A 13378-nucleotide genomic window follows, 5' to 3' on the forward strand; every position below is an offset into this window, starting at 1 on the left:
TCCTATTTTATATTGAAAACCCTTACATTTCTATATGATTTTATGTTCTCCGGCTTTCCTGTGACTTGAAATCCTATGTTTCCATCAACAAGTTAATATTTCAACATCCGCATTGAAATGTTGTTCTATAGTCCACCCTTTTCCGTTGCTATAATTCAGTTGCTCCACTCTGTGCAGAGGTTTGCTCGCCTCATGTTGCCCGGGCTGGACGAGATAAAGGAGGGACCCTGATGGCTATGGAACAACCGTTAACAACCAATATGCCGGTGCGAAAAATGACACCCCATCCACGCAAACGTACCCGCTGGAATTTCAAACGTACATGGCCGCTGCATCTAATGCTGCTGCCTGCTGTACTGCTCACATTACTGTTCGCCTATGTGCCCATGGGCGGCATTATTATTGCTTTTCAAGACTTCAAACCGTGGCTGGGATTCACTGGCTCCAAATGGGTGGGCTGGGACAACTTCCGGTTCATGTTCGAATATCCCGACAGCGTTCAGGTCATCTGGAACACGGTACTGATCGCTTCAATGAAGATTGTGGCAGGACTTGTAGCCCCTGTGGTGTTTGCCATTTTGCTGAATGAGGTTCGGAACTCTACGTTCAAACGTTTCTCACAGACCTTGGTGTATCTGCCCCATTTCCTGTCCTGGGTTGTCCTTGGTGGTATTCTGCTCGATATGTTATCACCGGAAGGTGGGCTGGTAAACCAGGTGTTAGCCGCGGCTGGTGTTGAACCAATCTTCTTTTTGGGAGATGGCGACTGGTTCCGTGTAACGGTGGTTGTCAGTGATGTGTGGAAGGAATTTGGATTCGGTACGATTGTATTTCTGGCAGCACTTGCAGGTATTAACCCGGCATTGTATGAGGCTTCGGAGGTGGATGGGGCAACACGGCTTAGACAGACATTACATATTACCCTGCCTGCGCTCGTGCCGATGATTATCGTGGTAGGTACGTTATCGCTGGGCAATATCCTGAATGCAGGTTTTGACCAGATCTTTAACCTGTACAATCCGCTGGTATATGAGAAAGGCGATATTATCGATACCTTTGTCTACCGGATGGGAATTCTGAATGGCAAAATGAGCTTTGCGACCGCCGTTGGACTATTCAAATCATTTGTCGCGATGTTCCTGGTCATCTCTGCGTACCGGATGGCGTACAAAATCGCCAATTACCGTATTTTTTAAGAAGCATTTTGCATAAATCCAGACAGCGACTTTCAATAAGAAAGATAGAGATCGAAATGGTTCAGTTCGTCTATATCTTGTACACGCGAGCGATTCAAATCGAATTATGCAAAATGTAGAGGAGGAATCAAGGTGTATCACAAAACAACCGGGTACCGTATATTCAATGGTTTTAACCTCATATTCATCGCGGCCGTCTCGATCCTGTGCATCCTGCCGCTGGTCCATATTCTGGCGGTTTCCTTCAGTGGTAAAGCGGCAGCATCCGCCAATCTGGTAACACTGTGGCCGATTGATTTTACGGTGGACGCCTATACCAAAACATTTGGTAACAGTAACTTTCTCAGCGCGCTTTGGATTTCAGTTCAACGTACCATTCTTGGCACACTGCTCAGTATGACACTTGTCTTCCTGACAGCTTATCCGTTATCCAAGGAGAGTCTGCACTTTAAAGGACGTTCGTTATATGCGTGGTTTTTCATCTTCACGATGCTGTTTAGCGGGGGATTGATTCCATCCTACATTTTGATCCAGAAGCTTGGGCTGATGAATACGATGTGGGCTCTGATTTTGCCGGGAGCGGTGGCTGTCTGGAACCTGATTCTGATGATGAACTTTTTCCGTAACGTGCCAAAAGAGCTGGAAGAAGCCGCATTTATTGATGGGGCCAACCATATCACAACTCTGTTCAAAATCTATCTGCCTGTATCCATGCCCGCCATTGCCACGATTTCTTTATTCACGATGGTAGGTCAGTGGAATTCCTGGTTCGACGGGCTGATCTATATGAATGATGCTTCCAAATATCCACTCGCCACGTTAATGCAGACTATAATCGTACAGCAGGATTTCTCCAACATGAACGTGGATGCAACGCAGCTCCAGAATATGTCTCAACGTACGGTGAACGCAGCTCAGATCTTTATTGGCGCTTTGCCGATTCTGCTCGTATATCCGTTCTTGCAGCGTTTCTTCGTTAAGGGAATTGTGCTCGGGGCGGTAAAAGAGTAAGGCAAACACACGGAATTCCTTCTTGGAATTCTTTGTTCAGAAAGGTTATGATTTCAGCTGATTCGTAATCGTTCTCCCACGAGTTGCGTTGTTATATTCATTAATTAACTCATCCAATACCATGGATTGGCGAATAACCTCCGGATGCCATAGTTCCGGGTATTGAGCTGCAACCTGGTAGAGCCTTTGCCGTGCATGTTCGATACATTCCTGAATGGTTTCCGGATTATGTACCATACTCCCGCCCCCTGTTGTCCTTGAATATCATCATCCAAAAAAGACCATCTAATATAATATTCGGAACAAGAGGGGATTTGGATTACCCCAAAATTAAAATTTTGGTTATTTTTTCTTGTAAAAGTTATGATTAGCGTGGATCACATGAGTTGATGTGCATATATGTTCAATACAAATAAACCGGATCGGCTGCGCCTGTCCGGTTTTATTCCTGCTGAGTTTTTCAATTTTCTCTATCATGCTCCATTCATCTTAATCCAACATCCTTAAAACGATTGCCTATCGTCTCTGGAAAGGCACGTTTAATCGCATCAATGGCACGTTGTTCCGTAGCCCCTGCCTTCCGGATAAGCTCAATTACTCTTTGCACACAATCTGGTTCCTTCGTATTCCATGAGATTGAATCATTAACTACATCAACAATCTCCGAATACAGTTCTGCGAGCAATGCATACTCACGCATGACATGAACCATCCGAGCTGATAGGTACTCCAGCCCTGCAACATAAGAGGCAATGTCCAGTCTTGATCTGGCATAATAGCGCAGTACAGTTGCCGCTTGTTCTGTGTCATATGTTCCAGACTGCAAAGTAGCTGCCATAACCGTATACGCAGCCGATCCACAGGCATAATCCTGGGACGGCAGCATGTAGTCATGGGTTTCCCATTTGTATACGGCCTGAATTAATGATTCCTTGCAAACTTCCCATAGATCCACAGATTCATGAGATTCCAGCACCTGATAGTACCAGTATGGCGTACTGTTCCTGCCAAATGAATCATAGGGCAGACGAATGGCTTCATGTCCTTCACTTTCTCCAATAAACAGCACCTGCTCCTCATCATCATATCCGGCAGCAATGACAAATTGATCATGCCAGAGAATCGCACCTATTCCCCGGTCAATGGACGCCTTGATGTCAAGCACTGACTGCTTCTGATAGAGCGGAAAAGTCGGTTCAAATGAAAATCCACCATGTTGTCCCGTTGTTACGCCAAGAAAATCAGCCGCCACAAAGTTCTCTGCCATCCAGTTGTATGCCGAGATTGATTCTGCGGTCAGACGCCGATCCACCACTAATCGGAATGCACTTGCCGTCATACCTGCAATCATGTGACGCGGGAAATCCATCCACTGTGTGTGCAATAAAATGAGGTACATCGCATCTGTATACGAACCCACACCGTTCCGTGATAGGTGTGCATCAGCAGAGGTTGGGGCTCGCGGGAAGCGAATCAAATCCTGCAATACTTTGGCTGCCATCATCCGTCACTCCTTCCTCCCTCATTCTATCGTGCGGAGTGTGCTCCCCACCGTGGTATAGTGGATCTTTTACGGTCAGGATACTTCCTGGATATCAATCGAAAATAATCAATAGCCTGCTCTTCCAGTGCTTTTGCCTTCACTAGTACCTGTGCTAGATCTTCTGTGGTGTCTGGTCGCAAGACACGGCTATTCTCCTGCTGAACCATATATCCTTTCATTTGGTCAATTAACGTCCCAAGCTGTTCATAGCATGCACAAGCGTGGTCCAGTTCGTTCCATATCCCTCGAACACCCTGCAAATACATTCGTATTTCGGATCGCGAATGGCAGAAGGATTCCAAAATATAACCTGCACCGGATTCATCGAAATCCCCACTCCGCAGGGCCTCCACCCACACATCATATGCCTTTTTACCTGAAGCAATATTCTGATTAGGTAACAGACGATAGGGAATATCCCAATCCTCAATCGCCAGTCTCAGGGATTCCAGCAGCATCTGTTGTTCAGGGATGCGGACCTGATCACCAAACACCTGACAATACCAAAATCCGGTAAAGTTTAAGCCGAAATTGTCATACAACAAAATCTGCGGTTCCTCGCTCCATCCGTCTTGCACATAAAAGATGCGGTCACTGTTATCATATCCATGAATAACACCGAACTCAGGAATCCAGTAAATTACACCAGTGCCTTCATCAATACTCCGTCTCACCCAGTTCACTGCATCCTGTTGGTAATAACCAAACGTGGAATGACGTGTACGTCCCCCATCCCAGATCGTGAATATCCCCAGGTTATCGACTCCGGGACGATGCGCTTCCCCCCACTGTCCATACGCTGTAACCGACATGGGAAGTAGTCTGCGATGCACCGACAGCTTGAAAGCCATGCCCGTATATCCGGCAAGTACAACCTTGGAACCTTGAAACTGGCCCGTATGGGTTAGTATCGCATGCAGACTATCGACGTACGATTTGGACTCCCGCTTCATGATGAGGTTATCTAAAATATTCTCAGCCAAGGACGGATCTTCTCCTCTCTATGCTGCTTTATTCCACGTTTTGCTTACGTTGTATCGAGAGCCTGTCCATTAATCCTTCCGCGCTTTGCTGAAGCTTGCGCCTAAGCCACCCAGGAGACAATAGTTCCTCCCATTCGCTAATAAACAAATGCTGCAAGAAAGCGTCCGTGTCATAAAATTCAATTGAATAAATCTGATCTTGCCTAGCCCGAATACGATACCCTTGCCATAGGTCCATTTGCTGTAATTCTTTCAAGCGAATCTCAGCTACAAACGGTTTACGCACAGGCAGTGGTTCTTCCCATCCACCTAGGAGCGCATCTGACCTGTACTCAAATCTCTCATCCAAGATCGATACATGAACAATACCCTCCAAGCGAATGGCCACTTGCTGTACAGGGTCTGCTTCATAACCCACCACGTAATCGGCGTTAAACTGGGATATCATCTTTAATGGACACAAGGAAAACTGCCGTTCTCCATCGTGATCCCTGTAATGAATATGTACTCTGCGCAAGTCAGTTATGGCATGGGACAACAATTCAAAGAATTGCAGTTGTTTCGGTTGCGCCGAAAATACCGGAAGCTCACTACTTCCCATCGGTTGTTCCTCCAACGTAAAACGCTCCAGCAAATGTGCTACACGTTTCACCGCGTCCGATTGATCATAATCGTAATGTCGATAGCGATGTGCCAGATATTTCAGCATACGCTGCTCTTCTTCAGTCATATACAAATGGGGCAATCGAAAAGTCTGATCCTCATAACAATAGCCCCGATATTTTGCCATATACACCAAAGGGGCTCGCAGGGAACTTGCCATATATTCAATATCACGCTGAGCCTGACGACGGGAGATTTCAAATTCACGGGCAAGCCAGCTGCTATTCGGAAAACGTCCACCCCGAATCTGTTCGTCAAACCAGTGAATCCGATGCATGTTACTCATCTTCCCGCCCCCATCTCATCCATTCCTAATATATTCGATTATATCAAAAGACATGGCCCGTTCCGAAGAACAGGCCGGTTATGTTACACATGTGCCTTATCCACTCTGGATTGCACAGCTTTGAAGCATTTCTTGCATACTTTCAGACTTGTACCGTCTGTTTTTGTTTGCGTATACAACAATTTAATTCGGGTACTGCTACACACCGGGCATGTTCCCCGGCCCCTGGAAGGAAGACTCCACAAGACGCGTCCTCTTTTCGTTTTTGCCAATGGTTGTGAACCTCTTTTCGATATGGTTTGTGTGTTCACCGTTATTATATAGGGCAAGGTACGACACAGAATGTCGCATCAGTTTTAAAGGTTGTTCAAAAAGTCCCCAATTGATCACGAAGTAGCCCAAGAAGCGAACTCGACATCGAATCTTGCGTTCACCTTCGGAGTCCGGTGCTCATGTAGGTTTGCCTACACTCCGCTCCTCCTCCTTCAGGTTCTCGCAACCTTCTCGGTGCTGAATCGTTAACTTTTTGAACATGCAGTAGCAGAAAATAAAAAATGTCCCCTCTTCGACCTGAAGAAAGGACAACATTTAGGAAGGATCTGTGCTCGACTGAGCTGCGGCCTGCAGTAACGGTTGCAGAAGTCCTGGAAAGCGCGTTTCCAGATCATCGGACCGCAGGGTGAGAAAATGCTGTGTGCCCTGTACTCTGACCCGAATAACTCCGGCTTCCCGCAGAGTGCGAATGTGGTGCGACATCGTTGACTTCACAACAGGTGCATGAAAATGACTGCACGGCTGCTCCCCACTTCTGGCTGCTTCCGCAACAATCCCAAGACGGGTCGGGTCGCTTAACGCATACAATACGGAGGAAAGTTCAATATCTGACACCTGTGGATGATGTAAAATTTTCATACTGTAGTCTCCTTTTCTCAGACTATCCATTGTATTTTAACACAGATCCATGATATATTTCTAATGTTCGACACCAATCGAACTTTAATGATTTCGTTATGTAACCCCTGCTGTTAGGCACGGGATTGACATCATATTACATTTTGCAAATGTTACACACCGTTTCTGAAATGTTGCGAAATACACATCACTTTAGGAGGTTTTTATGAACAACACCGCAACCGCATCATCAGGGGAACGGACCGGAATACAGGAAGGATTAATTGTAAGCTTGCTTGGCTTCACCGTTGTACTCGTTGTTATGAATACAATGATGTTTAATCTGGCCCTGCCCAAAATTGCTGCCGAATTTATGCTTACATCCGTCGCTTCCTCATGGATTGTTACAGGATATTCCATTGTATTTGCCATTTCCTCGATTACGTTCTCACGTCTATCGGATTTCATACCTATTCGTACATTATTCACGACCGGGCTTACGTTACTTGGTGCGGCATCCGTTCTCGGGTTCTTCAGTAATCATTTCATCATTTTGCTCATTGCACGTCTGATCCAGGCTGCGGGTGCTGCTTCGGTTCCCGGGCTCGCTATTGTACTGATTACCCGATATATTCCCAATGATCGCCGGGGTAAATCGATGGCTGTCATCATGTCCGCGAGTTCACTGGGGCTTGGACTTGGTCCCGTCATCGGCGGAAGTATTACTCAGTTTTTGGGATGGCATGATCTGTTTATCGTTACGGGATTAACGTTATTCTTGATTCCTGTATTCTTTAAACTGCTTCCTCGGGAAACACCGCAAAAAGGTTCATTTGACCTGCTCGGTGCCGTGCTTCTTGCCATCGGTACTACAGGTGTGTTGTTATTCCTGACTTCCCGTCAGTGGTACACGCTTGTTATCGGTGCTGCGGCACTGCTTCTGTTCTGGCTCCGAATTCGGCGCGCGGCAGACCCGTTTGTTCAACCTGCTTTGTTCAAAGACAAAAAATATATGATGCTCAGCTCGTTGGGGATTGTATCGTACATTAATAACTTCTCAACGTTGTTTCTGTTACCGCAAATTTTGGCACATCTATATGGACTCACACCTGCTCAATCGGGACTTGTCATCTTCCCGGGTGCAGTCGTGTCCATGCTGCTGTCCAACCGAATCGGCCGCATGATTGACCGACATGGCAATACGTTGCTGCTGAAGTTTGCACCATGGCTGCTACTGGCAGCTGCCGGGTTATTCGCCTTATTTGCAGACAATAACATCTACGCCATTATGGCTGTCTATGTCCTGCTCAGCGTAGGCTTCTCTTCCCTAACCACCAGCGTGTCCAATGAATTGTCTGGCAATCTGACCATGGATCAGGTTGGTGCAGGTATGGGATTGTTCCAACTTAGTCAGTTCTTCAGCGGTGCTTTCAGCGTTGCTGTCACTGGTGTAGCGTTGACTGCGATGCAAAACATGCCGCTATCCTCAGCGTATACTAATATTTTCTGGGGCATGACTGTAGTCGCAATCGCATCGGTTATTTTCTCTCAAGTGTATCTAAGAATGCAGTCACGAAAAAAAGTTGCTGCTTAATATGAAGCAAATCATCAAAAAGGCCCGTAAAGCGACGTTTGCTTTACGGGCCTTTTTGATTTTCGTAAGATTAGTGATACCCTTAACTGGCAACAAGATGTTTGACCAAGTCATGGGCCTCTTGTTCCAGAGCTATAATTTCTCCGATTTTACCCAGCACTCGATCTAACATATGATATCTACGATCCAGATCCAGGTATTGACTTTTCAATGTCATATTAGCCGCGAGATTCCATCGTTGCGCAGCATATTCATACGTCTCCACCAGTTGAGAAATATCAGGATTGTACGGTATTCCTTCTCTTAGGAAATGGCCATACAAATATCTGTTATTACTTATGCCCGCCAAGTCGCCATACATATTGTCCAGATATTCTTCCGTCAATGCGGATGAATCTTGCATATGCTGACGTGTAGCGTCGATATACCTTTCAATGGCAGGCAAACCAACATACGGATTAACCAATTCATACCACTCAACCTGTTTGGTTAGCTGCCCGGATATTCCATCCATGATTTCATGATTTTGTTGAAGCATTTCGTAGAACTCTCTCTCTTTCACCTGCTCAACGGCATTCCCAACATCTAATGTAGCATAACGATAACGCGTACCCTCACGAATTAATGGCGTCTGACCTAGATCAAGCGCTTCAAATAACGTCTGTTCATCCATATTACCTTTCAAATGATAAAAATCATCAATAAACTCAAACTGTCCATCTGCATAGTCGGACAAGACAATACAATGCGACGAATGAAGTAATTGATAAAGTGAATTGTACTTCATGTAATATACATCAACCCATACAATGACTGCTTCGTTTTGCTGAAGCAACGTCATGATTTCCTGGATAACCTCGATCCGTTCGTTTGTTCTGACGATATTCAAATCAATATGATGAATGCGTTGAAACTCATTTTCAACAGTCATATAAGTAGGGACAAGTTTCGGGGTGCCTCTCTCCGGGTCTTCATGGTACATCATCCCGCATTGCTTCCATACCGCCAGGAAGTTCGTGATTTCTTTATAGTTGAGAATGCTGCTTACACATAGGGTAAAGCAATCTTCACCTTCTGTATGTGCTTCTCTTGACTGAATATTCATATATTCCACTCCTTCCCTAAGGTTAGTGCAAAGATATGCATGCATGGATTGTCTGGCAATAGGATCTTGTCAAATGAAATGGGTTCTTCCAGCGTAATCTGCTGGAACCAAATAATAGGCTGTTTGGATGTCAGTAAGATACCCTTTTGTGTACACATCCCGCTACATTGAAACATAATTTCTTCATTATAATGAGGGCTCGTCTCGGTCCAGTTTGTCAGATCCAATGACGCTCTTCCCATCCGCTCTCCGGCTCGTTCAAAATCAATGAATTCATGGTATGAACCATTATCTGCCGCACCCAGAATATATAATGTCGAATATAGATCCAATGGTACTGGAATGCGCTGCCTATCCAGTTCTATATTATTAAATGCATGTCTGCGTAAAGGAAAATGAAACGGAACATCCCGCCATTGCACATTCTCCTGATCAGGAAGTTCGTCTCCAGGGTATGAGGAACCAAAGGTCGTGAAATTCCCTATCTGGTTTATATCCAGATAGCTAAAACCATTGTTATTATAGTGCTCTTCCAAAGGTAGTGGACAATAGATGGTCATGTCATTAACCTCCTAGAATCATTCTATTTACGTCAGGTGACAGTTGACCCGACACCTTGCCGCTGCTCCTTGAACAACGTGTCATACACCTCATGCCGCCCGGCCAGTTCCAGATGAGTGCCCGTAGCAACAATCTCTCCCTGATCGAGCACAATGACTTGCTCGGCATCCTGAATAGCTGAATACCGGTGGGCGATCACAAGCACCGTCATATGCTGTGCGATCCTACGGATCACCTCATTTATTTTCCGTTCCGAGTCATTATCCAGTGCAGAGGTTGCTTCATCCAGAATAAGCATTCGGGGTCTTGTTAACAGCACCCTCGCAAGCGCCAAACGCTGCTTCTGGCCTCCGGACAGCTTAATACTTGACTCACCCAGAACCGTATTATACTTGTCAGGCAATTCTTCAATGAAGTCATCCAGCAAAGCCATGCGGCAAACCTCTCGTATCTCTTCTTCTGTAGCCCGTGGCTGTACGAGTCTGAGATTATCCATGATGGACATACTGAACAAGGTATTCTCCTGCATAACCACCCCTATATGTTGATAAAGGTAGTCTGATCCCAAGTCACCAATGGGCTGCCCGTCAACGAGAATAGCCCCTTGCTGTGTTTCATTCTGCCCTAGAATAAGTTTGATTAACGTGCTCTTACCCGAACCACTTCTGCCTACGATCGCTGTATAATCACCAGCCTGGATGTTCAGATTAATCTCATGCAAGACATCACTTTGATTCTCCTGATAACGAAAGGAGACATCCTTGAATTCGAGATGCCCTTGGAACTCTGGCTGTAGTCCGAGCTTTCTCTGTGGTACAACGGGTAGTTCCAGCAATTCAACGATCCGTTCAATGGAAGGTGTCACATCATGAAGTTGAACATTGGAGGCATTAATTTCATTAATGTTGTTAATCATCTGTTGATAGTATGTCAGAAAAACAAGCAGTCCCCCGATTGTTAATTCTCCCTGAAAAATCAGCAACCCGCCGATAAAATAAAGATTCATCTTATTAATAAAGTCATCCTGAAAGGTGTAGTACAGCTCATTGGCATACGTATATGCCAGATGTCGGAATTTGATTTTGCCAAAACGTTTCCAATATCCCACAAACTTGATGGATTCTTTGCGTTGCATATTCAGCGCCTTGATTTCCTTCCAGTGTCTGAAGCTGTTCGATATCCATGTCTCATATTCTCCGGTAGTCTGGCGGAATTCAGAGACCAGTACTTTGGCTTTTTTGCCCAATCGGGAACTGATGACAAAGGAAATGGGAAGCATAACAAAACCCAGCAAAGCCATCTTCCAATTCAGCGATAACAGAATAACCACATACGCCCCTACGCTGATCCATTTGAACGTATAATCAATCAAATGCAAAAAGATAAAGTCTTTAACCAGTGTGACGTCTCCATCCAGCCTATTCTTCAGATCTCCCGCACTATAGCGCTCATATAAAGTTGGCTTCATGCGCACTAATTTTTTCCACATGTTCAGCTGCAAATCGAGCTTGGTCCGACCTAATAACCGGTTACTGAACAGCGTTTGTAAACCCAGAGCGGTTGTCTCCAACGCAAATAAGCCCAGGTATCCAGCAAGGATATAGGGTAACATTCCAAGCTCCCGTCCAACCATGACATGATCAATGAGCAGCTTGTACAGATAAGGGATCATGAGCGCAATAGCAGTCAAGGCCAATTTCAGTGTACCTAGAATGAAGATTTGACGGTTCGCATTTTTGATAAACGGCTTAATCTGTTTAAAGAGTGCATACCGGGAAGTTGACGGTGTCTTCGTCACGACATCAGTCCCTCCTTCCGGATGAAATCTTCTGCAAATAACTCACGGTAGTGCTCGCTATTCTCCAGCAGATATCCATGCGTGCCTGTAGCCACAATGCGTCCCTGATGTACAACAGCAACCCGATCAGCATTCAGGATGGAGGATAAACGATGGGCGATGACAATCGAAGCACGATCCTTGCTCAATTTCTGCCAGGAATGCTGGACCGCTTGTTCAGCTTCATAGTCCAAAGCGGAAGTGGCTTCGTCGAATATAATTAATTTGGGTTGTTTCAGAAAAATGCGGGCGATAGACAGACGCTGCTTTTGTCCACCGGAGAACTCCATTTCCCCTGCACCAATAACGGTGTCCAGACCCTGAGGAAGAGAACGGATAAAGTCTCCAATATAGGCCTGATCACATGCCTCCAGCAATTGATCATCATCCGCGTGAGCGCTGCCAAGCATCAGATTGTAACGGATGGTTTCATGGAACAGAATGGCCTCCTGCTGCACAATTCCTACTCTCTTGCGCAGTCGAGACAGAGAATAGTCATCTATATGCCTGCCACCAATTCGAATCTCCCCTACCTCCGGAGCGTAGAAACCGAGCAGCATGTTCACAATCGTTGTTTTGCCCGAGCCACTCTTACCTACAAGCGCAACAGATTCATGAGCACCGATCTCCAACGTGAGACCGTCCAGCACATAGGGACCCTGTTCATCATACCGAAATCTCACTTGCTCGAATGACGTCTCCCCATTTTCCATCTCAACTTCCGATTGACCACCGCTCCTCTCCGTCTCTTCATCCAGAAGATCAAAGACTTTGCGGGACTGTACCGTCAGCTTGGGCAGATTCACAACCGCCTCGTAGATCATCATCATGGATTGATTATTCTTGGTCAGATACGACATAATGGCAACAAAGGCTCCTGCCGTAAGCTGTCCCTGAACAATAAGCACACCCGCAATGGCATAGATACACAGATCTGATAGCAAAAAAATAAATGCATTAGAGCGGGTAGACATCCATTTCATGACTTCTGTCTGATTGTCGAGACGAATAACGTCTGCGCTCTGTCCCGTGAACAGTGTAGTGACCCTTCTGCCACTCCCCAACAAACGAATATCTCTCATGCCTTGAAGCATCTCCAGCATCCAGCTGACAAAATGGCCGTATTTCCCACGCAAAATGGTCTGCTGCTTGGTCATCTTACGATTAAAATACTGTGATACCCAGACCGAAACCGGAACCAGCACCATCATGGCCAGGGCGATATACGGATTGAGATAAAATAAAAAAACAAACGAAACCAGCAATTTCGTAAATGGAGCTGCCATCTGAAAAATGATTAACTCTATTAACTGCATGACAGAATCCGTGTCTCTTGTTAGACGTGTGACCAGATCACCGGTCTGGGCTTTTTGAAAATAAGATGCTTTAAAATGAAGAATGCGATCAAATAAACTTTTTCGAATATCAAATAGAAATTTAACATTCAGGTAGATCCAGATGGATTTAATGATCCAACTTAGAGCCCTTACACCTACATACAAAGCAATATAAGTCAAAATAACATAGCCGAAGAAATGAAGATTACGGTGATAGAATACTTCGTCGATCAAGATGGCAAAAATAAGCGGTCCAATCAGATCCACCACCACCATGATTAGCTCGCAGAACAACATGGTAATCAAGCTGATTCGGTAGGGTTTGGCGAATGTACGGATTCGTTTGCTCAGTGAAATATTCTCCATGCCAT

The 13378-nt window shown here is 45.5% G+C and carries 13 protein-coding genes; 3 read left to right on the top strand and 10 right to left on the bottom strand.

Going from position 1 to position 13378, the window contains the following annotated elements; translation table 11 throughout:
• Positions 1-260: 260 nt before the first annotated feature.
• Together MHB43_RS28070 and MHB43_RS28075 are read left to right on the top strand one after the other, a co-directional pair.
• The gene (locus MHB43_RS28070) at positions 261-1196 is read left to right on the top strand and encodes a sugar ABC transporter permease (protein ID WP_260632716.1); all 936 of its coding nucleotides are present in this window, start codon (positions 261-263) and stop codon (positions 1194-1196) included.
• A gap of 132 nt (positions 1197-1328) precedes the next feature.
• Complete coding sequence (locus MHB43_RS28075; protein WP_211084928.1) at positions 1329-2207, top strand: carbohydrate ABC transporter permease; 879 nt, start codon at positions 1329-1331, stop codon at positions 2205-2207.
• Between the two features lie 45 nt (positions 2208-2252).
• Here the strand turns inward: MHB43_RS28075 and MHB43_RS28080 are convergent, their stop codons facing one another.
• The 6 genes from MHB43_RS28080 to MHB43_RS28105 form a co-directional block, all read right to left on the bottom strand.
• A complete protein-coding gene (locus MHB43_RS28080; RefSeq protein ID WP_221820680.1) occupies positions 2253-2444 on the bottom strand; it encodes an aspartyl-phosphate phosphatase Spo0E family protein in 192 nt (63 codons plus the stop codon).
• A gap of 247 nt (positions 2445-2691) precedes the next feature.
• Positions 2692-3711: a hypothetical protein gene (locus MHB43_RS28085; RefSeq protein WP_405130848.1), complete on the bottom strand. Its 1020-nt coding sequence runs from the start codon at positions 3709-3711 to the stop codon at positions 2692-2694.
• 23 nt (positions 3712-3734) lie between these two features.
• Entirely contained in the window at positions 3735-4733 is a 999-nt protein-coding gene (locus MHB43_RS28090) for a hypothetical protein (protein ID WP_260632708.1), read from the bottom strand.
• Between the two features lie 28 nt (positions 4734-4761).
• Positions 4762-5682: a helix-turn-helix transcriptional regulator gene (locus tag MHB43_RS28095; RefSeq protein WP_405130849.1), complete on the bottom strand. Its 921-nt coding sequence runs from the start codon at positions 5680-5682 to the stop codon at positions 4762-4764.
• Between the two features lie 83 nt (positions 5683-5765).
• Positions 5766-5954: a hypothetical protein gene (locus MHB43_RS28100; RefSeq protein WP_074096524.1), complete on the bottom strand. Its 189-nt coding sequence runs from the start codon at positions 5952-5954 to the stop codon at positions 5766-5768.
• Between the two features lie 316 nt (positions 5955-6270).
• Positions 6271-6594: a helix-turn-helix transcriptional regulator gene (locus MHB43_RS28105; protein WP_036606795.1), complete on the bottom strand. Its 324-nt coding sequence runs from the start codon at positions 6592-6594 to the stop codon at positions 6271-6273.
• Between the two features lie 205 nt (positions 6595-6799).
• Here MHB43_RS28105 and MHB43_RS28110 point away from each other — a divergent pair, with 205 nt between their 5' ends.
• Positions 6800-8167, top strand: a complete 1368-nt coding sequence (locus MHB43_RS28110; RefSeq protein WP_221820672.1) for an MFS transporter — start codon at positions 6800-6802, stop codon at positions 8165-8167.
• A gap of 82 nt (positions 8168-8249) precedes the next feature.
• Here the strand turns inward: MHB43_RS28110 and MHB43_RS28115 are convergent, their stop codons facing one another.
• From MHB43_RS28115 to MHB43_RS28130, 4 genes are read right to left on the bottom strand one after another with little or no spacing between them, the layout of a single operon-like run.
• Positions 8250-9272 carry a BtrH N-terminal domain-containing protein gene (locus MHB43_RS28115; RefSeq protein ID WP_339305714.1) on the bottom strand — a complete coding sequence of 341 codons (1023 nt, stop codon included), beginning with the start codon at positions 9270-9272 and terminating at the stop codon, positions 8250-8252.
• Complete coding sequence (locus MHB43_RS28120) at positions 9269-9832, bottom strand: hypothetical protein (protein ID WP_405130850.1); 564 nt, start codon at positions 9830-9832, stop codon at positions 9269-9271. Before MHB43_RS28120 ends, MHB43_RS28115 begins: the two co-directional genes overlap by 4 nt.
• 32 nt (positions 9833-9864) lie before the next feature.
• The gene (locus MHB43_RS28125) at positions 9865-11631 is read right to left on the bottom strand and encodes an ABC transporter ATP-binding protein (protein ID WP_405130851.1); all 1767 of its coding nucleotides are present in this window, start codon (positions 11629-11631) and stop codon (positions 9865-9867) included.
• Positions 11628-13373: an ABC transporter ATP-binding protein gene (locus tag MHB43_RS28130; RefSeq protein WP_405130852.1), complete on the bottom strand. Its 1746-nt coding sequence runs from the start codon at positions 13371-13373 to the stop codon at positions 11628-11630. Before MHB43_RS28130 ends, MHB43_RS28125 begins: the two co-directional genes overlap by 4 nt.
• Positions 13374-13378: the final 5 nt, after the last annotated feature.

The sequence above is a fragment of the Paenibacillus sp. FSL H8-0317 genome (assembly GCF_045040685.1).
GTDB lineage: Bacteria > Bacillota > Bacilli > Paenibacillales > Paenibacillaceae > Paenibacillus.

Excerpts from the sequence above, each read along its gene's own strand:
- MHB43_RS28070 (WP_260632716.1), top strand. The coding sequence starts at position 261 with ATGCCGGTGCGAAAAATGACACCCCATCCACGCAAACGTACCCGCTGG.
- MHB43_RS28080 (WP_221820680.1), bottom strand. The coding sequence starts at position 2,444 with ATGGTACATAATCCGGAAACCATTCAGGAATGTATCGAACATGCACGG.
- MHB43_RS28085 (WP_405130848.1), bottom strand. The coding sequence starts at position 3,711 with ATGATGGCAGCCAAAGTATTGCAGGATTTGATTCGCTTCCCGCGAGCC.
- MHB43_RS28095 (WP_405130849.1), bottom strand. The coding sequence starts at position 5,682 with ATGAGTAACATGCATCGGATTCACTGGTTTGACGAACAGATTCGGGGT.
- MHB43_RS28105 (WP_036606795.1), bottom strand. The coding sequence starts at position 6,594 with ATGAAAATTTTACATCATCCACAGGTGTCAGATATTGAACTTTCCTCC.
- MHB43_RS28110 (WP_221820672.1), top strand. The coding sequence starts at position 6,800 with ATGAACAACACCGCAACCGCATCATCAGGGGAACGGACCGGAATACAG.
- MHB43_RS28115 (WP_339305714.1), bottom strand. The coding sequence starts at position 9,272 with ATGAATATTCAGTCAAGAGAAGCACATACAGAAGGTGAAGATTGCTTT.
- MHB43_RS28120 (WP_405130850.1), bottom strand. The coding sequence starts at position 9,832 with ATGACCATCTATTGTCCACTACCTTTGGAAGAGCACTATAATAACAAT.
- MHB43_RS28130 (WP_405130852.1), bottom strand. The coding sequence starts at position 13,373 with ATGGAGAATATTTCACTGAGCAAACGAATCCGTACATTCGCCAAACCC.